This is a genomic window from Myxococcus sp. XM-1-1-1 (assembly GCF_020037095.1).
Lineage (GTDB): Bacteria > Myxococcota > Myxococcia > Myxococcales > Myxococcaceae > Myxococcus > Myxococcus fulvus.
Genome location: NZ_JAIQDH010000042.1, coordinates 1 through 22,405, shown reverse-complemented (window position 1 = coordinate 22,405; position 22,405 = coordinate 1). Strand labels below are relative to the sequence as shown.

General features: G+C 68.3%; 17 protein-coding genes and 1 tRNA gene. 8 read left to right on the top strand and 10 right to left on the bottom strand.

The window, feature by feature from the left end; all coding sequences use genetic code 11:
* Window positions 1-249 precede the first annotated feature (249 nt).
* A complete protein-coding gene (locus K8640_RS41440; protein WP_223752120.1) occupies window positions 250-1,086 on the bottom strand; it encodes a lecithin retinol acyltransferase family protein in 837 nt (278 codons plus the stop codon).
* Between the two features lie 472 nt (window positions 1,087-1,558).
* On the opposite strand from K8640_RS41440, the gene K8640_RS41435 reads away from it, so the two are divergent.
* A complete protein-coding gene (locus K8640_RS41435) occupies window positions 1,559-3,334 on the top strand; it encodes a diadenylate cyclase (protein ID WP_223752119.1) in 1,776 nt (591 codons plus the stop codon).
* A gap of 34 nt (window positions 3,335-3,368) precedes the next feature.
* Here the strand turns inward: K8640_RS41435 and K8640_RS41430 are convergent, their stop codons facing one another.
* The 5 genes from K8640_RS41430 to K8640_RS41410 form a co-directional block, all read right to left on the bottom strand.
* On the bottom strand, window positions 3,369-4,061 hold the full coding sequence (locus tag K8640_RS41430) for a hypothetical protein (RefSeq protein ID WP_223752118.1): 693 nt from the start codon (window positions 4,059-4,061) through the stop codon (window positions 3,369-3,371).
* Window positions 4,058-4,942, bottom strand: a complete 885-nt coding sequence (locus K8640_RS41425) for a hypothetical protein (RefSeq protein WP_223752117.1) — start codon at window positions 4,940-4,942, stop codon at window positions 4,058-4,060. Before K8640_RS41425 ends, K8640_RS41430 begins: the two co-directional genes overlap by 4 nt.
* Window positions 4,929-6,122 (bottom strand): SAVED domain-containing protein, encoded by a 1,194-nt coding sequence (locus tag K8640_RS41420; protein ID WP_223752116.1) that lies wholly within the window; start codon window positions 6,120-6,122, stop codon window positions 4,929-4,931. The genes K8640_RS41425 and K8640_RS41420 overlap by 14 nt, the downstream gene beginning before the upstream one ends.
* A 365-nt stretch (window positions 6,123-6,487) precedes the next feature.
* Window positions 6,488-6,586: transfer RNA gene (locus K8640_RS41415), tRNA-Sec, on the bottom strand.
* Window positions 6,587-6,619: 33 nt separating this feature from the next.
* On the bottom strand, window positions 6,620-7,258 hold the full coding sequence (locus K8640_RS41410) for a TetR/AcrR family transcriptional regulator (RefSeq protein ID WP_223752115.1): 639 nt from the start codon (window positions 7,256-7,258) through the stop codon (window positions 6,620-6,622).
* Between the two features lie 105 nt (window positions 7,259-7,363).
* Between K8640_RS41410 and K8640_RS41405 the strand changes: the two genes are divergently transcribed.
* The gene (locus K8640_RS41405) at window positions 7,364-8,368 is read left to right on the top strand and encodes an SDR family oxidoreductase (RefSeq protein ID WP_223752114.1); all 1,005 of its coding nucleotides are present in this window, start codon (window positions 7,364-7,366) and stop codon (window positions 8,366-8,368) included.
* On the opposite strand, the gene K8640_RS41400 is transcribed toward K8640_RS41405, so the two are convergent.
* Window positions 8,322-9,395 carry a metallopeptidase family protein gene (locus K8640_RS41400; protein WP_046714604.1) on the bottom strand — a complete coding sequence of 358 codons (1,074 nt, stop codon included), beginning with the start codon at window positions 9,393-9,395 and terminating at the stop codon, window positions 8,322-8,324. The two genes, K8640_RS41405 and K8640_RS41400, sit on opposite strands and share 47 nt — an antisense overlap.
* 90 nt (window positions 9,396-9,485) lie before the next feature.
* Between K8640_RS41400 and K8640_RS41395 the strand changes: the two genes are divergently transcribed.
* Window positions 9,486-9,842, top strand: coding sequence for a response regulator (locus K8640_RS41395; protein ID WP_074955215.1), 357 nt, complete (start codon window positions 9,486-9,488; stop codon window positions 9,840-9,842).
* A gap of 168 nt (window positions 9,843-10,010) precedes the next feature.
* Window positions 10,011-11,654: a chaperonin GroEL gene (gene groL / locus K8640_RS41390; RefSeq protein WP_141323848.1), complete on the top strand. Its 1,644-nt coding sequence runs from the start codon at window positions 10,011-10,013 to the stop codon at window positions 11,652-11,654.
* Between the two features lie 224 nt (window positions 11,655-11,878).
* Here the strand turns inward: groL and sinM are convergent, their stop codons facing one another.
* The gene (gene sinM, locus K8640_RS41385; RefSeq protein ID WP_223752113.1) at window positions 11,879-13,057 is read right to left on the bottom strand and encodes a signal integration modulator SinM; all 1,179 of its coding nucleotides are present in this window, start codon (window positions 13,055-13,057) and stop codon (window positions 11,879-11,881) included.
* Window positions 13,054-14,565 (bottom strand): hybrid histidine protein kinase/response regulator SinK, encoded by a 1,512-nt coding sequence (sinK, locus tag K8640_RS41380; protein WP_153882667.1) that lies wholly within the window; start codon window positions 14,563-14,565, stop codon window positions 13,054-13,056. The genes sinM and sinK overlap by 4 nt, the downstream gene beginning before the upstream one ends.
* Before the next feature lie 153 nt (window positions 14,566-14,718).
* On the opposite strand from sinK, the gene K8640_RS41375 reads away from it, so the two are divergent.
* Entirely contained in the window at window positions 14,719-15,114 is a 396-nt protein-coding gene (locus tag K8640_RS41375; protein WP_046714599.1) for a demethoxyubiquinone hydroxylase family protein, read from the top strand.
* Between the two features lie 14 nt (window positions 15,115-15,128).
* Here the strand turns inward: K8640_RS41375 and K8640_RS41370 are convergent, their stop codons facing one another.
* Window positions 15,129-16,505 (bottom strand): diguanylate cyclase, encoded by a 1,377-nt coding sequence (locus K8640_RS41370; RefSeq protein ID WP_223752112.1) that lies wholly within the window; start codon window positions 16,503-16,505, stop codon window positions 15,129-15,131.
* A gap of 50 nt (window positions 16,506-16,555) precedes the next feature.
* Between K8640_RS41370 and K8640_RS41365 the strand changes: the two genes are divergently transcribed.
* The 3 genes from K8640_RS41365 to K8640_RS41355 all read left to right on the top strand — a co-directional run.
* Window positions 16,556-17,371, top strand: coding sequence for a chemotaxis protein CheW (locus K8640_RS41365; RefSeq protein WP_141323844.1), 816 nt, complete (start codon window positions 16,556-16,558; stop codon window positions 17,369-17,371).
* A gap of 117 nt (window positions 17,372-17,488) precedes the next feature.
* Entirely contained in the window at window positions 17,489-18,772 is a 1,284-nt protein-coding gene (locus K8640_RS41360; RefSeq protein WP_223752111.1) for a PleD family two-component system response regulator, read from the top strand.
* 63 nt (window positions 18,773-18,835) lie between these two features.
* On the top strand, window positions 18,836-22,405 hold a 3,570-nt coding region (locus K8640_RS41355; protein ID WP_223752110.1), incomplete at its 3' end, for a valine--tRNA ligase.

The following is a 22,405-nucleotide window of genomic DNA, read 5'->3' as shown; positions in this document are numbered from 1 at the left end:
AGGTCGTCTAACACTACTGCGTCAGAGTCAGGACGGCCTCCCTCGGAACGCGCCTATCGGGCCTCCGAGGGAAGTGACGCAGTAGTGCTAACTCCTGGAGTTGGCGGGAAGTAGGCGGAGGAAATGGATGGTGGAACTGGGGCGATATCCCCCTGTGTCAGGATCCCCAAACGGCGACGAAGCCCAGGGTTCGTTGGAGTACCCCGGGCACTTCGCGACAGCGTACACCTCGCCTGGGGGCGTCCCGGCTCAGTCCTTGAGCCACTTGATGAACCGATAGGCTCCGTAGCCAATAGCGGCTGCTGCGGCGGCAGGCGCAGCAACCGTCACGGCGACGCCGGCCACCATTCCTCCACCCACAGTTCCGCCGATGGCCGCGAGCCCGGAGGTAATGCCAGCCGCGCTGAGCCCGCTCACTGTGCCCGCTACCGAGATGGCGGCAACGGAACCCCCGACACCCGTTACTCCTCCGATGACAGTGGCTGTCCGTCCCGTTTTGCGCGCCTCTCGTTCGTCCTCCGGAAGCGATGGGTCATCCCGGAGGACCTGATTCATGGCAATGCTCGTCACGGCGATAGGCGCGGCTGCGAGCACGCCCAGCCCACCGATAGCCCCAGCTCCGACGGCTCCTCCCACCGCGCCCAGACCCGACATGATTCCCGCACCGCTCAGGCCAGCGACAACACCTGTCGCGGAGACGACTCCCACCGAGCCCGCGGCGGCTGCCCCGACACCAACGGTCCCCGCGGTGCTCGACGCTGCATTTCGGACCTGTTCGCTCTGGCGCTCGCCGGTCTTACACCAGCGGGCGAAGTGCTCGCAGTTGTTCTCGAAGAGGTCGTAGAGGTTCTCGCCCATCCGGCTCCTGGCGCGACAGACCACCTCGTCATCGGAGAGGCACCTTCCGTACTGGACGAGTTCCGGTGTTCCGCCGCTGAGGAATCGATCGAGCGGGTCCAATCGAACCACGGCGTTCTCTTTTGAGGCGAGTTCGCCCGTGTAGTGAATGACCTCGTTGGCTCCAACGAGGATGCCGTGGTGGCTGTAGATGCCGCGGTTCACCTTGATGTGATCGCCTCGACGCATGCGCCCCCCTCTTGCTCTTGCTGGGAGCAGGAGCATACCTCCCGAGGTCCCCAGAGTCGCAGTGCTCTCCACGCCGATCAGCAGTTCGTCCTGAGGGTACATCGGGGATGTACTCCCTGGTAGGTGAGGTGCCCTCACATGGAGCGGCCCTTGTCGGGGGGGGGGCCCCGGGCCCGCCGCCGGTTCGCAGGCGTGGCGAGGTGGGGGACTCATGGCGATTTCCTCCCCCACTTTTCCCCCACTCGGGACGTGCCACAGGCGGCCAGAGAGGGCCATCTTCAGAGGGGAGTGCCCAAGATTGCCCATGCCCAGCCCCGATTCGTAATCAGCAGGTTCCCGGTCTGCGCCATTCAGTGGTGGCCAGTGGAATGATCGCTTCTCTGCTCGGGATGTGCTTGCGCTCGTGCTCTTGATGTCGCGATACGCTTGTGCGCGCTTTGGGCGCGGCATGGTGAGCGCCTAGGAGGGGACTTTGGTTGCAACGGACTTCATCGTATGGGGGTATCAGCCTCACTTCTGCGCTGTCGCGAGTAATCGGGCAAAGACGCTGTTTGACGCCCTCGGGCCATCACTGGCAGCGGAGGTGTTCCTGGTCGGATTGAGCAACGGTCGACCCGGCCTTCCAGAGGTCATCCTTCAGGCGGAGCAGCCCGAGGCTCTCGCGCACGCGCTTGAGGGGCTCTCGAAGACGCTGGAGGAGGTGACTGAGGAGCAGCGCGTTTTCGGCCGTTACCACTTTATTGCCGGGCCGGCTGGCGTCGCCGAGCGCCATGAGCAGCGCGTGCTTCTCGGGGTTGCCGGAAGGTCCGTCCTGAAGCACCTGCAGCAAGGACCGCTCGCGGCGGAGCGCCGTTTCTGGGTTGGTAGCGCACACAACATTGGGGATTATCGCTTTGTCCCGGTGCTCTCGCTCTCGAAAGCAGTCGTCGAACGCTACCCATCCCTGTCCAAGACACATGCCATGGGGGTGTCGATCCCAACATCGTTGATCGAGACTGTCGCAGACGAGCTGATCAAGCTCTGTTCGAGGGCGTTGAGACTCCCGAATGCGGGCGAGAGCATCCGGGAAGATCTCGACTTCGGCGACCCAGAGGAAGTCATTCGTCGGGCCGCGTCGAACTTGATGTATGTGCCTGTCTTTGCTGGGGGGAAAGTTGAGGGGCTGGGTGCGCTGTTCTCGATATGCGACGCACTCTCCGCCGAGCCTTATGAACGCAGTGAAACCCACGCGACGCTCTTCGTGTGCAAGCAGGAACACCCATCAATCGAGCCGTTGTTGGAGATGGTGGAACCCGTCGAACTGAGAAGCGCACGCGCAGCACGAAAGGTGCTGCAGATGAGTGCGGCCGGGCTATCGATGCTATCCGATGGCATGTTCATCTGGGGCCTGGGTCGCCTCTCGTCGCGCGTGCCCTACGAGGCAACACGCGAAGATCTTTTCGAAATCCGCTTCACCGGACGGCTTCGGTGGGAACTAAGGCACGCAGACACGGTGCTCTTTCAAGTCGAGAACCGCCGCGTAATGTTCCCGCACGTGCGGCTGATGCAGACTGATTTTGGGGTCTTCCTCAATCGAGTGTTCCCTCATTTGGCCGCGCAGAACGTCTCGCAGCTGTGGGATTGCATTTCCTCTGTGCTTGCAGCGCGCCATGGTGCCATCCTCATCATCACGCAGGATGCAGCAGGAGAAGCGGAGCGGCTAAAGTCACAGGGGACACCCATTACGCCGAAGCTGTTGGAGCCGGGCGTTGTGGCGGCGGCAACGCGAATCGATGGCGCGGTGTTGCTCGACACTGCGGGCGTCTGCTACGCAATCGGCGTTATTCTCGATGGAGTCGTGACGCCCGAGGGAATGCGCTCGCGAGGATCACGGTTCAACTCTGCCCTTCAGTACGTCACCTACCGGCGGGGTTCCGTTGCAGTAGTAGTCTCCGACGATGGTTCGGTGGATCTGCTGCCCTCCTTACGACCAAAGGTCCCGCGCAGTGCCTTGACGTCTGCGCTCGGTGAGCTGAGAGCCCTGGCGTCCGGTGACCGCCCCTTTGGGCAAATGGGTCGCATTATGAATGCCCTCTACGCGCTAGAGTTCTACCTCTCTGCAGAGGAGTGCGCCGAGGTCAATCGCCTTCGTGTCGAAATTGAGGCGGCCCATCCGCCTGAGTTGTTCGAGATCCGGCTGGTCTACCGCGACCTCGTGCCCAGCCCCGGCATGAACGCGTCCTACTTCACTGATGACTCATCCAGCTGAGCGAATTGCATCACGTACGCCAAAGCTCGGTCCATCAGAGGCTCTGGTTGGCAGGCACAACCGGTCCCCTAGTTTCCGTCTCCAATCTTCGCAGCCCCTGCCGGATGATGGTGATGGGCACTCGCTCTTTGAGCGTCCGGACCAGTTCGCCATGACAGCTGCGCAGGCGGCGCGGCTGCCCGCAGGGGCAGGGCCAGTGGCCTTTGGCCGGGCTCAACGCGTAGCGCAGCAGTTCCATGACCCTGGCGGGAGCGCTCGTGCCGAGAAGCTGCCCGTAATGCTCACGCACCCCGGCAACGCCGTGTCCCCACTCTCCGAAGGGCCACGGCTCACCGAGTTCCACCAGCGCTTGGCCAAGAAAGTAGTTGTGGACCGGGCCGCGCAGGAATGCGAGCAGCGACACCTCGCCCTCATCCTGGGCTAGCCAGAAGGACTCCGGAAGCACCACGCAGGCGCTCCCGTCGCCGGGGCTATTGATGTGGCGCTCGGCCACGCGCGGGATACGCCCGCCCGTCTCCCACACCACCGGTAGGGCGCGGGGGAAGTCCGGGGGGAGGGCGACGTCGATTTGGAACCAGGTGAGCACCTGCGCGCCGTCGCGCACCGGGAAGCTCCCCCGGACGCGCACGTGCCCGTCCAGCTCCACTGCGTGGAGAGTCGGGTACTCGGGCGCCAACTCGGCCTCGATCTCCGCGAGGGCTCCCGGGACGTGGTTCCAGGGGCTCATCGGCGCCAGGGCTTGGTGGGCGCGGTGACGGAAGAGGCTACGCGCCGCAGCTGGGCGCGCTGGCCCTCCGCGTCGCTCGTCACGGGCGGCGGACCAAACAGAGCCTCCCAGTTCTCATTGGCGATGTAGCCGGAGGCGCGGTTGGCGATCCGCTTCAGCTCCCCGCGCACGAGCGGGTTGAGTGCGTCGGACAGGTCGTTGCCCTCGGGGTTGGCCGGGTCCTTGGGGGTTACGGTGTCCGCCTGGGCGGCGAGCTTGCTGAAGAAGTGGGTCATCTGCCCGGCGAGGTCGTCCTTCTTCTTACCGGAGAGCAAGTCGATGGCGATGAGCTCGAGGACGAAGTTGGTGACGGAGAGTTGGTTGCGCACGCGCCAGAGCTTCACCAGCTTGAGCGCCTCGCGCACCCCGCTGTCGCGCACGTGCGCGAGGTGCACGTCCAAGTTCGTCTTGAGGCGCTTCTTCTCGCCGGACGAGCGGTAGAGAAAGGCGTCCGACTTGGACGTGTCAGTGAAGCGGCCGGGCACCACGTCGATGTGGAAGTCCACCTGCGTGGGGCTCTGGAGCCGGAGCGCCGACGGCTTGGGCACGACGTAGTAGCTCTTGCCCAGCACCGTGCGGATGTTGTTGTAGATGTCCTCCAGCGTCTCGCCGGCCGAGGAGTCGTAGTTCTCGAAGTAGCAGATGATGTCGAGGTCGTAGGCCTCGCGGACCATCGTTCCCTTCGCCTTCGAGCCTCCGTAGCGGATGGTGGGGCTCGGGTACTTCGAGCGCAGAAGCGCCTCCACGTCTGTGCGGTGCTGGCGGAGCGCCTTCAGCTCGGGCCCGTCGGCGTCGAGGGTCTGTGAGGCAAGGATGGCGTCAAGGTAATCAAGCAGGTTCATGGTCGAGTCTCAGGCAGAAGACGAAGCCACCCTTCGTGATGACGTTGTCGTAGACGACGAGGCTGGGCTGGGCTTTGGGCAGGAGATGGTGCCCGCAGGCGACGGCAATGGGGGCCGGCACGGCGGGAAAGAGGTGAATCTCGCTCGCGCTCGGGTGCGCCCCGACGATGTGGGAGAGCAGCTGGCGGTACGTCCTCTCGAAACGGATGAGGTCCTCGCGCGTGCGAAGGAAGTCGGTGCTCGGCGACTGTCCGTCGAGGCCCAGCTCGTAGATGGTGAACTGGTCGTCGATGGTCCCCGGGAGCCGCTCGGTGGCGATGGAGCCGCTCAAGGGCAGGACGACCGCCACCTTCGTCGGGTCCGTGCCGGACTGGAGCGTGCGGACGGCGAACTGTGCCGAAGGAGTCTCCGCCTTCCATACCCAGTCCTTCGTGTCCCGGTGTCGCTGGAAGAGCTCGACCGGAATCTTATTGCTCAGCCGCGCACCCAGCGCGATGAGGAGCGGGATGGGGCCGAGGGCGAAGAGCGAGATGTGGCGGATGGAGTCGACGTCCGTGCCAAGCTCGTAGAGCCGGTCGACATCGCGACGGATTTTGTCCTGCGCCGCCGCGTAGAACGCCTCGGTGCCATCCTTCAATGCAGTCAGGTCGATGAGATGGCCCTTGCGGTCCGTCGGGTACCGTGGCGCCACCGCCTTCGTCACGTCCGACAGGGGAATCTCGACTGCTTGGCCGCCGATGAGTGCCTTGACTTGCACCACGACGGTACGCTGGTCAGGGGCTAGGCCGGTCACATGACGAATCCGGTCCTCGTGCTCGCGCTTATAGGCCTCCAGGACGTCCCGGGAAAATTCGTCTGGCCTGTCGTCGATAAGCTTGTGGCACGCTTGACACAAGAGGAGGAGGTTCTCGAGCGAGTGGATGTCCTTGGGGCGAGCAGCGTCGTCGCCGCGGGGCCCGCCCTCGCGAAAGCCTACGATGTGCGCGGCCTCGGCGAAGTTGCCGTCGGTGGTGGTGATGGGGTGCTCGTACAAGAAGCGGTTGCAGCCACGGAACTCGCAGCGGCCACCCGCAGCGACCGCGAGGAGCAGCTTGGTGTCCGGCGGCACCTTGCGGTTGACGACTGGAGATGGAGCTTTCTTGGGCTTGACCGAGCCGGTCGGAGAGCGAGTGCTGGGCATCCGGCAAACATACCTAGGGGGTCTGACATCACCAGACGTTCGCTTGGAGTGAACGTTGGGGCGAACGCCCAGCTTCAGAAGGAGCTAGCGGTCCTCCGACTGGATGCGCATTTCCATCAGACACGCCCTCATGGGTGTGTTCCTCGGTACGCGCGGCACCAAGGGCACTGCCATGTTCCCCCGGGTGTGTCCTCCTACGCAGGTTCAGGACTGCGGGAGCCGGTTGGCGGAGTGGGGCGCCCGCCAGAACGCCAGCAGACTCTGTACGCAATCTGTACGTAACCCACTGAACGCCCGCGGACCTGCCCGAACGCTTCGGCCCTCGCCGCGAACCGCGCCAATTACCCGGAATCAGAGGAGAAAAGTGGCGGTAGAGCATGAGAATCGAACTCACCAGGGACGCCTCTCAGCGCCCCTCACCGGTTTTGAAGACCGGGCCGGCCACCAGGTCCGGAGGCCCTACCGCCTCTGATTAGTGCCGGCCACCACCTCACCCGTCAACGCGCCCGTGCACTCCGCGCCGGCTTCAGCCCCGGCAGCCCGTGCACCAGCGTCTCCAGCAGCGTGTCCCGCAGCATCTCCGCCGTCGTCTCCTTGAACGCGGCGCACGTCAGCTTGAGGCTCACAATCCCGTGCAGCCCCGCCCACAGCATCTCCGCGAGCCTCGCGGGCTGGGCCTCCGGCGCCAGTCTCCCAGCGGCCTGCAGGTCCACGAACACGCTCGCCAACAAGCCAAATGAGCGCGGCCCCGCTCCGTCCGGCGTGCCCTGGAACAGCTCCGCCGACAGCTTGGGATCCTCCATGAAGATGAGCCGGTAGGTCTCCGGATGCTCCAATCCGAACGCCACATAGGCCGCGGCCATCACCTTCAGCCTCGCCAGCGGCTCGGGCTCCACCGCCGCGGGCTCCAACTTCGCCAGGAACTCCTCGAACCCCCGGATGCACAGCTCCCGGGCAATCGCCTCCCGGTTCTCGAAGTGCAGGTACAGCGTCGCCGGCGCGTACTCCACCGCGTCCGCCAGCTTGCGCATCGACAGCGCCCCGAACCCCTCCTTCACCACCATCTCTCGCGCCACCCGCAGGATGTGCTCCCGCAACTCCGCCCGCTGGCGCTCCTTCCGCTCCGAAATCCCCATACCCCTCACCCTAGGACTTGACCTCCCGAACGACCACCATTAAATGAACGGCGTTCAGTGAACGGTGTTCACAAAATCTCCGCTGTTCGTACAAAGGAGTCCGACATGGCAGGCAAGGTGGCGTTGTTCGGAGCGTCCGGAGTCATCGGCCAGAGCGTGGCCAACGCGTTGAAGGCCGAGGGACGGCCCTACCGGGTGGTCGGCCGCTCCCGGGGCTCACTCGAGTCCGAGTTCGGCGCGGACCCGCTCGCCGAAGTCGTCACGTGGAACCCGGATGACCCGGCCTCCGTCCGCGAAGCGGCCCGGGGCGTGGACACCCTCATCTACATGGTGGGCGTCAATTACTGGCAGTTCCACCTGCATCCGCAGGTCATGCGAAAGACGCTCGACGGCGCCATCGCCGAGGGCGTCAAGCACGTGGTCCTCATCGGCACCGTCTATCCCTACGGCCTGCCTCGCACCACGCCCGTGCGCGATGACCACCCGCGCGAGCCCAACTCCTTCAAGGGCCGCATGCGCAAGGAACAGGAGGACCTCCTCCTCGCCGAGCACGCCGCCGGCCGCATCCAGGCCACCATCCTCCGCCTGCCCGACTTCTACGGCCCCCACGTCGAGCGCAGCTTCCTCCACCGTGCCTTCGTCGCCGCCCTCGCCGGCAAGCGCGCCCAACTCATCGGCCCCATCGACACGCCCCACGAGTTCGTCTTCGTCCCCGACGTGGGCCCCATCGTCCTCAAGCTCATGGACGAGCCTCGCGCCTACGGCCGCTCCTGGAACCTCGCCGGCGCCGGCGCCACCACCCAGCGACAGATGATTGAAGAGACGTACCGACAGCTCGGCCGCCCCGCCAAGGTCCTCACGATGGGGAAGGGGATGCTGCGCTTCATCGGCCTGTTCGACCCGTTCATGCGCGAGCTGGTGGAGATGCACTACCTGCTCACCACCCCCGTGCTCATGGACGACTCGGAGCTGCGCCACCTGCTCGGCGACGTCCCCAAGACGCCCTACGCCGAGGGCATCCGTCAGACGCTCGCCGCCATGAAGGCGCCGCGCACGGCCACCGTCAGTCCAGCCCCCGTTGCCACAGGTCGTCCTCGTCCAACCCCATGAGGTGACCGACCTCGTGCATCACCGTGATTCCAATCTGCTCGATGAGCTCCTCGCGCGTCTTCGCGAAGCGCTCCAGGTTCTTCTGGTAGAGCACGATGGACGCGGTGAGGTGGTCATACGCGCTCGTCACGCTGCGCTCGCCCACGGGCGTCCCACGGAACACGCCGAGGATGCTCGGTGACAGGGGAGGGTCCTGCCCCAACAGGTCCTCATCCGACGGGATGTCCTCCACCGCGATGGTGACGTTGTCCAGGTACTGCTTGGCGTGCTGGGGCAGCGCCTTGACCGCGTCCTCCACCGCGCGGTCGAACTCCGCCTCGCCCAGCGCCACCGGGGGAGGGAACTCCTCGGGCACCAGCGCCTGCGCCCGCGCGAAGCGCTTCTTCGCCTCCTTCTCGTCCCCGCGCCGCTCCGCCATCAGCCCCAGGTAATGGTGCGCCCAGGGCTCGTCCGGCATGTCCTTGAGCACCGCCTCGAAGGCGCCGCGCGCGTCGTCGAAGCGGCACAGCTCGAACAGGGCGATGCCCCGCTCCAGCCTCGCGTCCACCGAGCGCGGCATGTGCCCGAGCGCCGCGTCCAGGCTCACCAGGGCCTGCTCGCACTCGCCCATCTGGTTGAGCCCCATGCCCTCCAGCAGCAGGAACTCGTAGAGCATCTCCACGTCCTGCTCGCGCTGCGCCAGGCGCTTGCCCCGGGCGCACAGCTCCAGGCCCTCCTCCACCGCCTCGCGGTCCTCGCCCGCCCGGCACACCAGGCAGTCCGCGGCGCCCAGCAGGATTTCCAGGTCCTCGGGGGCGGCCTTCAGCGCCAGGCCGAAGGCGCGGCCGGCCTCCTCCAGGCGCCCCAGCTCCGTGAGGGCCGCGGCCCGGTAGTGCAGGGCCTCCGGCAGCTCCGGCGCGTCCGAAAGCAGACCCTCCACCTGTCCCAGGGCGCCCTCGAAATCGCCCGCCTCGAAGGCGTCCGCCACCGCCTCCAACCGCACCCTCGGGTCCCCCGACCCCGATGCCTTCCCGGTCCGCTTCTCCATGGCCCGGCTCATAAGAAGGCCCGCTGTGCGTTGTCAACGACAGGGGCGGCTGTTACGGTTCAGCGCCCTGTTGGTGCGGCATTCCGTCCTGTGAACATCCTTGTCGTCGACGACGATCTCGAGCTGTGCACCTTGCTCTCTCGCTTCCTGGAGATGCATGGGTACACCGTGTACTCGGCGTCCGACGCCCTCCAGGCGCTCGACATCATGGAGCGCAACGAGGTGGGCATGGTCATCACGGACTACATCATGCCCCACCTGGATGGCATCGCCTTCACGGAGATGCTCAAGGCCGACCCCCGCTTCCAGGCCATCCCGGTGCTCCTCATGACGGCCAGCACCGACGGCAACGTCACCGAGAAGGGCCTGCGCAAGGGCGTGGCCCTCACCCTCAACAAGCCCCTGGACATGGGTCAGCTCCTGACCCTGGTGCGCTTCGCCGAGTAGTCCCGGCCGCCCCTGTCCCAAGGACGTGGCGGGCCGTCCGCTCGCCCACACGTCCGCCCTTCTCGGTTGACATCGTTGCCCCGCCCCTTATGTTGGCGCTCGCCAGGGCCGAGTGCTAACGGCCTGCGTTGTACCCACAAAAATTCCAAGTAACTTCAGGAGGTTGCGATGGCAGCGAAGGAGATTTTCTTCCACCAGTCCGCCCGTGAGGCCATCCTGCGCGGCGTTCGTACGCTGGCGGATGCGGTCGCGGTGACGCTGGGTCCCAAGGGCCGCAACGTGGTCATCGAGAAGAGCTTCGGCTCGCCCACGGTCACCAAGGACGGCGTCACCGTCGCCAAGGAGATCGATCTCGAGAACAAGTTCGAGAACATGGGCGCGCAGATGGTGAAGGAGGTCGCGTCGAAGACCTCCGACAAGGCGGGCGACGGCACGACGACGGCGACGGTGCTCGCGCGCGCCATCTACGAGGAGGGACTGAAGCTGGTGGCCGCGGGCCACAGCCCGATGGACCTCAAGCGCGGCATCGACAAGGCCGTCGAGGTGGTGGTGGAGGAGCTCAAGAAGATCTCCAAGCCCACGTCCGACAAGAAGGCCATTGCCCAGGTGGGCACCATCTCCGCGAACGGGGATGAGACCATCGGCACCATCATCGCGGACGCGATGGAGAAGGTGGGCAAGGAGGGCGTCATCACCGTCGAGGAGGCCAAGGGCCTCGAGACGACGCTCGACGTCGTGGAGGGCATGCAGTTCGACCGCGGCTACGTCTCGCCGTACTTCGTGACGAACCGCGAGCGCATGGAGGTCGTGGTCGACGACCCCTACATCCTCATCAGCGAGAAGAAGATCTCCTCGATGCAGGACATGATTCCCATCCTCGAGCAGGTCGCGCGCTCCGGCAAGCCCCTGCTCATCATCGCGGACGACATCGAGGGCGAGGCGCTGGCCACGCTCGTGGTGAACAAGATCCGCGGCGTGCTGAACGTGGCGGCGGTGAAGGCGCCGGGCTTCGGTGACCGTCGCAAGGAGATGCTCAAGGACATCGCCACGCTGACGGGCGGCATGGTGGTGAGCGAGGAGCTGGGTCACACGTACGAGAAGCTGACGCTCGCCGAGCTGGGCCGCGCCAAGCGCATCACGGTGGACAAGGACAACACCACCATCGTCGACGGCAACGGCAAGAAGGAGGAGATCGAGGGTCGCATCAAGCTCATCCGCGGGCAGATCGAGGCCGTGACGAGCGACTACGACCGCGAGAAGCTCCAGGAGCGCCTGGCGAAGCTGGTGGGCGGCGTGGCCGTCATCAACGTCGGCGCGGCGACCGAAGTGGAGATGAAGGAGAAGAAGGCCCGCGTCGAGGACGCGCTGCACGCGACCCGCGCGGCCGTCGAGGAGGGCATCGTCCCGGGCGGCGGCGTGGCGTACCTGCGCACGCTGGCGGCGCTGGAGGCGCTCAAGCCGGGCGGTGAGCAGAACTTCGGCGTGGAGATCATCCGCCGCGCGCTCCAGGAGCCGCTGCGGAAGATCGCCAGCAACGCGGGCGTCGAGGGCGCCGTGGTCATCAACAAGGTGCGCGAGGGCAAGGGCGCGTTCGGCTACAACGCCCGCACGGACACCTACGAGGACCTGGAGAAGGCCGGCGTCATCGACCCGACGAAGGTGGAGCGCACCGCGCTGCAGAACGCCGCCTCCGTCGCCTCGCTGCTCTTGACCACCGAGGCCATGGTGGCCGAGCGTCCGAAGGGCAAGTCCAAGGGCGGCGGCGCTGGCGGCGGCATGCCGGACTACGGCGGCGACGACATGGAGTACTGAGCCACGCTCCGCGCCCCGGGCTCCACGCTCGGGGGGGCGGTGGGTGAGCCGGCCTCGGCCCCGGTTGCCTCGTGTGAGGCACCGGGGCCGTTGTCTTTTGGTGGGGCAGGGGACGTGCGTCCAGGTGCCCACGGGCTCACGATGAGGGCGGGGCCGACGCGCGTCAGGGCTCGTGGTCCGCCGGGCCTCGGCGGCGGCTGGGAGCGACGCGAGGCCTGGACGTGTCAGGGCACCCGGCCGACCGCGCCCCCGGTGCCGCTCTCCTGTGAGGTGAAGAGCAGCGTGTCTCCGTCCACGATGAGTCCACCGGGGCCCGTGCCCACGGGGCCCACGGAATCCGTGGTGTTCGCCGGGCATCCGCGCACCCGGCGCAGGAAGTCCGCGTCACCGGCCACGGACTCCTTGAAGTACACGGCGCCGTGCAGCTCGACGGGGAAGAGGGGACCCTGCAGCCCGTCCGCGAGCACGCGTGCCTCGCCACCGGCTCTCGGCAGCGCGAGGACACGGCCCGTGCCGCCGCCTCCCTCGGTGATGAGGAAGCGCGAGGGCGTCAGCTCCAGCGAAGTGCCCGAGGAGATGCTCGCATTCACGCGCTCTGCTGGAGTCTCCAGGTCCAACGGGACGCGGTAGAGACCCGGCTCCGTGTTCCCCGTCACGAGGAACCACACGTCCGTGCCGTCGATGCGCGCACCACGGACCTGGGTACCGGCGGGTCCCTCGTAGAGCACCAGTGACGAGGATGCGCTCCCCGTCGCGTCCACGCGCACGAGCCGCCGTGCTCCGGTCGCCACCACGACGTAGTCACGCCCGGCCAACCGTCCGAGGAGGACGTCCGTCCCGCTGGAGATGACATCCGGCACCGAGGCCTCGATGGGCACCGTGCCGCGCGCGCCCGTGGCCTTGTCCACGCGCCACAGTCCCGTCTGGTCCAACACGAAGAGGAACTGCGCGTTGACGGCGATGGCGTTGGGGGCAATGAAGCCCTTCGCCACCGTCGCCACATCGCCTCCCGACCTGGGGACCCGGAGGATCTGCCCGTTGCCCTCGGTCTGGCTCGGACGCAGCGAGTGCGACTCGGAGATGTAGATGTCGGTCGCGTCCACCGCGAGCCTGCGCGGATTGTTCAGCCCGGGGACGAGCAGGGATTCGCGCACCGAGGCAGGGGGCTCGCAGCTCCCCGCGTCCTCCTCGCCAGAGCCCGCATCCGGCGAGCCGGTGCCGCCGTCTCCCGTCGAGCCGCCGTCATCGGCGCCCGTTCCACCATCGTCGTCGGAACCCGCATCGCTGCCCGCATCCGAGCCCGAGTCCACGGGCCCGCTCGCGTCCGGTTCGCCCTGCACCGGGGGCTTGTCCGAGGAACACGCCACACCCAGCAACAGGACGGACAGGAGCGCGAGTCTCATGGGACGCCTTTCTTGAACGCGCGGCTCAGCTCACGGCTGAGCGCCGTGGTGTCGGACAACAGCTTCGGCAGGCACGCCGCGGCTCCCGCGCGCAGCGACTCCAGCGCCGTCTCCATCGTCAGGTGCTCGGCGAGCACCACGAAGGGCGCGCCCTGCGCCAGCGCCTTGCCCAGCTCCAGCGCCTTGCGCCCATACGCCGGCGAGAAGTCCCAGCTCACCACCACGCCCGCGGGCTGCTCCAACGCGATGAGCTCCGACGTCGGGAGGATGCGCGCCTCCAGCCCCACCAGCTCCAGCGCCTCGGCGATCTGCGCCGCCGTGGTGGGGTTGTCCTCGAGCACGTCCACCCGCTTCACCTGCGTCGCGGTCCCAGGCTGGGCCGGCGGCGCCGCGAGCGTCGCGCGCAGCAGGTTGCGCACCTCGCGGATGTCGTCGAAGGGCTTGAGCAGGTAGTCCACCACGCCCAGCTCCAGCGCCTGCTGCGTCGTCACCAGCGACGGATAGCCCGTCATCAAAATCACCCGCGACGTCGCGGACAGCCGCCGCGCCTGCTGCGCCAGCTCCAGCCCCGACAGGCCCGGCAGGTTCTTGTCCGTGACGATGAGGTCCACCGGCGCCTCGCGCAGCAGGTCCAGCGCCTCCTCTCCGCTCGCGGCCTCGATGACCTCGCACTCCTTGCTCATCAGGTCGCGGAACACCATGCGGATGATGGTCTCGTCATCCACCACCAGCAGTCGCTTTCGCCGCCCGGGCGCGGCCTCGGTGGCGGGGAAGAGCACCCGGAACACCGTCGCTGGCGGCGGCACGTCCCGAATCGCGCCCTGCGGCGCCAGGTCGATGCGCGCGTGGTGCTCCTGCGCGATGCGCCGACACACCGACAACCCCAGCCCCGTGCCCCGCTTGCTGGCGGTGACGTACGGCTCGAAGATGCGCTCCTTGAGCTCGTCGGGGATGCCCGGACCCCAGTCCGCCACGTACAGCACCGGCGCCGAGCCCTCGCGCGTGAGCACCACCTTCACCCGCCCGCGCCCCGACATCGCGTCGCGCGCGTTGTTGAGCAGGTTCAGCGTGAGCTGCTCGATGAGCCGCGCGTTGCCCTGCGCGAAGATGTCCTCGGGCGCCTCGACCTCCAGCGAGATTCGCGCCGAGTCCGGGTTGACGCTGAAGAGCCTCGCGGCGGCCCAGATGGGCGCGGCCAGCGACAGACGCTGCTGCGGCGCGGGCCGCTCGCTCGCCAGGCGGATGTAGTCGGAGACGATCTGCTCCATCCGCTCCACCTGCGACATGAGCAGCCGCAAGGGGCCCGTGGGGCCACGGTCCTCGGCGAGCAGCTGGGCATACGCCTTCACGCCGAGCAGCGGCTGCCGCAACTCGTGCAGCACCTCGGCGGCGAGCTGGGTGGAGTGGAGTCCCGAGCGCTGGAAGGCCGCCGCGGCCGCGCGCGCGGCTGGCAGGTCCCCCGCATCCAGGGCCTGGAGCAGTTGGGCGAGCGGCGCGGGTATCTCCATGTGAGGAGCATGACGGAGGCGGGCGGCTCCACGCAACGCACCAGGAGGGATTCCGTTGACCGACTCCCCGGGGACGCGGATGCTCCGAGCGTTCGCCTCGCGGCCCCAGCCTCCCCTGGACTGGACGCCGCCGCCAGGCCTCGGAGGGCCTCAATGCCGCAGACCGACCCGTTCCATTCGCTCGTGCCCCGGAAGATGACCGACTCCGAGCTGGCGCGCTCCATCCGGCTCAACATCGAGGCGGAGCTGGACGCCATCAACCTCTACGCCGCCCACATCGACGCCACCGACAACGAGGAGGCCAAGGCCGTCCTCCGTCACGTCATGGATGAGGAGCGCGAGCACGCCGCCCTCTTCTGGCAGCTCATCGCCCGGTTGGATCCGGAGCAGGCCCAGCACGCCCAGGAGGCCGTGGAGAAGTTCAAGCTCATCATCTCCGGTGCCCCGCATGAGTCCGTGGAGGCGGTGGGCAAGGAAGGCAAGGGCGGCGCCGAGGCCCCCGAGCCCAGCATCGTCAAGCGCCTCACCGTGGGGAACATGCGGCCCTGAAGCTCTGGTGCCGCTCAGGTGCCGTTGCTCCCCTGGCGCCGCTCGGCCGGGGGGGCCTCCAGGTCCTGCGCGGCCATGTAGACCACGTTCCGGGTGCCGCGCTTGCCGCGGTACATCGCCCGGTCCGACAAATCCAGCAGCGTGGCCTTGTCCCGTGCGTGCTCCGGGAAGCTCGCGACGCCGATACACGTGGACAGCTTGAGCGACAGCCCCTCGCGCGCGAGGAACTGGTGCGTCTCCATGGTGCGCCGGATGCGCTCGGCCACCTTGAGCGCGCCGCCCGAGTCGGTGTTTCGCAGGAGCACCACGTACTCGTCGCCGCCGTAGCGCGCCACCACGTCGTGGTCTCTCACGCAGCCCTTCACCACGCGCGCGGTCTCCACCAGGAGCTTGGAGCCGACCAGGTGGCCGTGGTTGTCGTTGATGGACTTGAAGTGGTCCAGGTCCAGGAACAGCAGGCTGAAGGGGCGCTGCGTCTGGATGGACGCCTGGACCTCGCGGTCCAGCACCAGGTGCAGGTAGCGCGTGTTGAACAGGCGCGTCAGGTCGTCGACGTACGCCAGGTCCTCCACCGCCGCGAAGCGGTCCAGGTTGCGCAGGGCCAGCGCCCAGTTGCGCACCAGGTAGCCGGCGGCCTCGGCGCCGCCGTCCGTGGCGCGCGCGTCCGAGTAGAAGAGCACCGCGTGCCCCAGCACCGTGTTCGACTCGATGGCCGGGAAGGAGCTCACGCGCTGGAAGGGGACATCCAGCATCTCCGAGTCGCTGGGCGCCTTGCCGTGGAGGAGCTGCTCGCGCAGCCACGCCACCAGCGCCTCCTCGGTGCCCTCGGGGAGCCCCCGCGTGCCCTGGGCGCGCAGGCCCAGGTTGGCGTCGCGCTCCAAGAGGACGATGCCGTTGGCGTGCGCCATGGTCTCCAGCGCGCTGGTGGTGGCGACGGCGAGCTTCTCGCGGTCCAGCGTGGTGGCCAGGCGCTGACCGGCCTCGAGCAGCGCGACGTGCCGGCGCAGCGAGGCGTTCTCCTGCATCAGCTCGCGGGTGGTGAGCGCGCGGCGCACCGCGTGCTGGAGGGCTTCGGGCGCGACGGGCTTGACCAGGTACTCCGCCGCGCCGCTCTTGATGGCGCGCACGGCGGGGTCCACCTTGTCCAGACCGGTGATGACCACCACCTCCACGCCCGGATGCCGCTCCCGCACGTGCCGGAGGACCTCCATGCCGTCGCCACCGGGGAGGATGAGGTCCGTCACCACCGCGTCGAACCGGTCCGCGGCGAGCGCCTGTCGGGCCTCCAGGAACGTGGCCACCGCCGTGACGGTGTGGCCCACGGCCGTGAGGTAGTCGCCGTAGAGGGTGCGGGCGATCTTTTCGTCGTCGACGAGGAGAATGCGCGCCATCTCCCGCATGGCTTAGCACCCCCCATGGAACGCTGCTAGGGTCGCGCCCCGTGTCGCCCTTCGAAAGCGGTCGCCGTCTCTGCTTGCTCGTCGAAGCCGGGGAGACCCGCTATGCCGTGGAAGCCACATCCGTCATGGAAGTGGCGATGCCCGGTGGCAATGGCAGCAACCTGCGAGGCGTGCTGGAAGTGAAGGACCTGGCGGCGCTGCTCGGCGGCGCGCCGGAGCCGGACGCGGGCATGGTGGTGGTGCTGGATGTGAGCCCCACGCTCGCGGTGCGAGTGCGCTCCGTGGTGGAGGTGGCGGACGTGGCGCGCGCGCCGTTCTTCCTGTTGCCGCCGGGGCTGGCGGACTCACTGGCGCCGTTGAGCCGGGGGGCGGTGCTGCACAAGGACCGGCTGTACCTGGAGCTCATCGCGGAGGCGCTGCCGCACCGGGTGGGCCCCCGCGCGACGCCTGCTCCCCCGCGCCCCGTGCACTGGGCCGAGTCCGTGCCCGAGCGGGCGCTGGTCTTCGAGTCACAGGGGCGGCTGTTCGGCGTCCCCCTGGCCTTCGTGTCCCAGGTGGTGGAGCGGGGCGAGGCTTTCAGCGTCCTGCCCGTGCAGAGCGGGCCGGTCGCCGGTATCTTCCCGCATGCCCAGGTCCTGTGGCCCATCTGTTCGGTTCCGGCACTGCTCGGCACGCCCCCCGCGCCGGAGCCGTTCTTCCTCCTGGCGGAGCTGGCGGGACGTCACGTGGGGCTGACGGCCACGCGGGTGCTCGGAGTTCTGCAGCGCTTCGAGCCGGACGAGACGGCGGGGACCTTCCGGGTGCCCGGGTTGGCGGAGCCGGTGCTGTTCCTCGACCTGCAGCGCATGTTTTCTTGATCGTCCCGGAGCGCGAACCGTAAGCTGCCAGGCTTGATACCGTGCCGTGAAGCAGGTTTTCACGGCCGGATTCCTCAACGAATTCAGGGGGTCCGACGCCCCCGAGGCCCGATACCGATGCCCAAGAATCTGCTGGTCGCCGATGACTCGCTCACCATCCGCAAGGTGATCGGCATGATCTTCGCGACCGAGGACTTTCAGGTGACCGCGGTCGACAACGGGCTGGACGCCATCTCGCGCAGCCGCGAGCTGCGTCCGGACGTCGTCCTGGCCGACGTGATGATGCCGGGCAAGAGCGGCTACGAGGTCTGCGAGGCGCTGAAGAACGACCCGGCCACGCAGGGCATCCCGGTGATGCTGCTGGCGGGCACCTTCGAGGCCTTCGACGAGAACCGCGCCCGCGCGGCCCGCGCCGACGACCACATCACCAAGCCCTTCGAGAGCCAGGTGCTGCTCGACAAGGTGAAGGCGCTGGTCGGCCAGAAGTCCAACACCCTGCCGGCCTCCGTCGCCACGCAGGTGATTCGTCCCTCCGCCACGCCCGTCGCGCCGCAGCCGGCCCCCGCCGCCGCGCCTCCCGTGGCCGCCCGTCCGGGCGTGCCGCCGGCGCCGGGTGCGCGTCCTCCTGGCCCCGGGATGCCGCCGGGCCCTGGCGCTCCGCGTCCTCCGGGTCCAGGCATGCCGCCGGGCATGGCGCGTCCTCCGGGCCCTGGCATGCCGCCGGGTCCTGGCGCTCCGCGTCCTCCGGGTCCAGGGATGCCGCCGGGTCCGGGCATGGCGCGCCCTCCTGGCCCCGGGATGCCGCCGGGCCCTGGCGCTCCGCGTCCTCCGGGTCCGGGAATGCCGCCGGGCGCCGTGGGTCGTCCGGGTGTCCCGCCTCCGCCGGGGGCTCCCGCGCCGGGCATGCCGCCGCGTCCGGGGATGCCTCCGGGGCCTGGTGCTCCGGGCATGGCCGGTCGTCCGGGCGCTCCCGGGCCGGGCATGCCGGGTGGGCTGCCCCGTCCGCCGGGTGCCACGCCGCTGCCTCCCATCGCGGGTGGTGGGGCGACGCAGCCGGCGGCTCGCAACCGGGATCCATTCGGCCTGGGGGCTCCGGCGGCGCCGGTGGCCGCCCAGCCGGCCATCAGCATCGAGGACTCGCTGCCGGACACCAGCGGCGCCGAGGAGATCTCCCTCGACATCGGTGGCCCGCCGACGGCGCCCGCTCCGGCGGCCCGTCCGGCCGCCACGGCGCGCCCGACGTCGTCGGATGGGGGCGAGGCCCTGCTTCGCGAGGCGCTGTCCAAGGCGTCGCGCGAGGTCATCGAGAAGATTGCCTGGGAGGTCGTACCGCAGCTGGCGGAGACCATCATCCGTGAGGAGCTCGAGCGGCTCATCAAGGACCGAGAGACCCAGCACTGAGGCGCCCCGCGCCGTAACCCCTTGACCTTCGCCGGCCCTCCTCAGGGGGGCTGGCCGTCTTCAATGACCGACACGACCGAACTGTCCAAGGCCTACGAGCCCACCGAGGTCGAGGCTCGCCTCTATGCCTTCTGGCTCGAGCGCGACTACTTCCGCGCCGCGGCGACCTCCGACAAGCCCGCCTTCTCCATCGTCCTGCCGCCGCCCAACGTCACGGGCAGCCTGCACATCGGCCACGCGCTCACCGCGACCATCCAGGACATCCTCACGCGCTGGAAGCGGATGAGCGGCTTCAACGCGCTCTGGCTGCCGGGCACGGACCACGCCGGCATCGCCACGCAGATGGTGGTGGAGAAGGAGCTCAAGAAGACCGAGGGCAAGAGCCGCCACGACCTGGGCCGCGAGAAGTTCCTGGAGCGCGTCTGGACGTGGAAGGGCAAGTACGGCGCCCGCATCGGCGAGCAGCACCGCTTCCTGGGCGCGTCGCTGGACTGGAGCCGCGAGCGCTTCACCATGGACGACCAGTCGTCGGCCGCGGTGCGCGAGGTCTTCGTCCGCCTGTACGAAGAGGGGCTGATGTACCGGGCCCAGAAGCTCATCAACTGGTGTCCCTCGTGCCGCACGGCGCTGAGCGACCTGGAGGTCGAGCACGAGGAGAAGAACGGCTCCATCTGGCACATCCGCTATCCCATCAAGGACAGCGAGCGCACGCTCACCGTGGCGACGACGCGCCCGGAGACGATGCTGGGCGACACCGCCGTCGCCATCCACCCCGAGGACGAGCGCTACCTGGGGCTCGCCGGCCAGCAGGTGGTGCTGCCGTTGACGGGCCGCGAGATTCCCATCGTCGCGGACGCGGAGCTGGTGGACCCGAAGTTCGGCACCGGCGTGGTGAAGGTCACGCCCGCGCACGACTTCAACGACTACCAGACGGGCCTGCGGCACAAGCTGCCGATGCTGTCCATCCTGGACGAGTCGGCGCGGATGACGAAGGACACCGGCAAGTACGCTGGCATGGACCGCTTCGAGGCGCGCAAGGCGGTGCTCGCGGACCTGCAGGAGCAGGGGCTCCTGGAGAAGGAGGAGCCGCACAAGCTGAACGTCGGCACCTGTCAGCGCTGCACCACCGTGGTGGAGCCTCGCCTGTCGCCGCAGTGGTTCGTGAAGATCGAGCCGCTGGCGCGCCCGGCCATCGAGGCGGTGGAGCAGGGCCGCACGAAGTTCGTCCCCGAGTCGTGGACGAACACGTACTTCCACTGGATGCGCAACATCCACGACTGGTGCGTCAGCCGCCAGCTGTGGTGGGGCCACCAGATTCCCGCGTACTACTGCACGTCGTGCAGCCCTCGTCAGGGTGACGACACCGACCTCCCGTTGGATGCGCCGACGGTGAAGGTGGGCGGCGTGGACTTCGCTCGCGCGGAGCCCATCGTCGCGCGCACCGCGCCCGAGGCTTGCCCCAAGTGCGGCGGCAAGAGCTTCATCCAGGACCCGGACGTGCTGGACACCTGGTTCTCGTCCGCGCTCTGGCCCTTCTCCACGCTGGGCTGGCCGCGCGACACGGCGGAGCTGAAGACCTTCTACCCGACGTCCGTCATGGAGACGGGCCACGACATCATCTTCTTCTGGGTCGCCCGGATGATGATGATGGGCCTGCACTTCATGGGCGATGTGCCCTTCCGCACCGTGTACCTGCACGCGATGGTGCGCGACGAGAAGGGCGAGAAGATGTCCAAGACGAAGGGGAACGTCATCGATCCCCTGGACGTCATCCTCGGCGCCAAGCCCGAGCAGCTCAACGCGACGCTGAAGAACAAGTTCCCGCAGGGCATGCCCGCGTTCGGCGCGGACGCGCTGCGCTTCACGCTCGCCTCGCTCACCCAGCAGGGCCGCGACATCAAGCTGTCGATGGACCGGCTCGCCGGCTACAAGGCGTTCTGCAACAAGCTGTGGAACGCCAGCCGCTTCGCCCTGATGAACATGGGCGGCGGGTACCAGTACGACGGCCGCTCGCCGAAGGAGCTGCCGCTGACGCTGGCGGACCGGTGGATCCTCTCGCGCCTGCAGCGGGCGACGACGGAGGCCCGGGCGTCGCTGGAGGTCTACGGCTTCGCGGAGGCCGCCTCCACGCTCTACCAGTTCCTCTGGGCGGAGCTGTGCGACTGGTACATCGAGCTGTCGAAGCCGTCGCTGTACGGCGACGACGCGACGGCGAAGGACACCACGCGCGCGGTGCTGGTGTATGCGTTGGACCGCGTGCTGCGGCTGATGCACCCGTTCATGCCCTTCATCACCGAGGAGATCTGGCAGAAGCTGCCGATGTCCCGGCCGACGGAGAGCATCATGATCGCCTCCTACCCGGAGCCGGACGCGGCGCTGGTGGACGAGGCGGCCGAGTCGGAGATGGCGCCGGTCATCGCGGCCATCGAGGGGCTGCGCACCATCCGCGGTGAGAGCAACCTGTCGCCGGCCACCAAGCTGAAGGCCGTGGTGCAGAGCCCGGATGCGCGCACGCGCGAGCTGCTCGAGCGGTGGCGGGGCTACCTGCTGCCCCTGGCCGGCCTGTCCGACGTCCAGGTGGGCCCGCCGGGCGCCAAGCCTCCCCAGGCGGCGGCCTTCGTGGCGACGAACCTGGAGATCTACGTTCCGCTGGCCGGGCTCATCGACCTGGACGCGGAGCGGGACCGGCTGCGCAAGGAGATCGCCCGCGCCGAGCAGGAAGCGGCCAGCGTCCTGCGCAAGCTCGACAACCCCAACTTCGTGGCCAAGGCGCCTCCGGACGTGGTGGAGAAGGATCGCGCCCGCGTGGAGGAGTTGAAGGAGCGCAAGGCCAAGCTCGAAGATCACCTGCAGCGGATTGCCCCGGAGCCCTCCATGCCCGAGAACCTGCCGTCCGAGAGCACCACGCGTCCTGACGAGGAGAGTGCCTCCCCCTCCGAGCCGGCCCAGGTGAAGGTCGCCCCGTCGAAGGAAGAGACGGGCGGCGTCGACCTGGGCCAGGAGCTGAAGGGTGAGATGGGAGGGGACGAGGGCCAGGTGCCCCAGACGGACCCCCAGGTCCAGGACGCGCTCGCGAAGCTGCGCGAGGGGACGAAGGAGGGGCTGTCTCCCTCCGACCACCACGATCTGGGCGTCGCGTACATGAGCATGGGGCTCGTGGACGACGCGATGCGCGAGTTCGGCAAGGCGAAGGAGGGCGGCGATGGCCGCGAGGCTCCCGCCGATGCTCCCAAGGCCGAGAAGAAGCCCAAGAAGGCCAAGGCGCAGGCAGACGACGGGGCTCCCAGCGCGACGACGTTCCCGCCTCCGACGGAGGCTCCGACCCCTGTCGCCAAGGCGGCTCCGGCGAAGAAGCCCGCCGCGCCCAAGCCCACGCCTCCGGGTGGGGTGTCGGCGAAGAAGGCCGGCGCGGACGTGGCGCCTCCGGGCGTGGAGTTCGAGGTGAAGGCCCCGACGAAGAAGGCTCCCGCGAAGCCCGCGGACTCGGCTCCGGCGAAGAAGGCCGGCGCGAAGTCGGCGGGCAAGGCCCCGGCCAAGAAGGCTGGCGCGAAGTCCACGGGCAAGGCCGCCGCGAAGAAGGGCGCCACGAAGAAGGCCGCGGGCAAGGCCGCCGCGAAGAAGGGCGCCACGAAG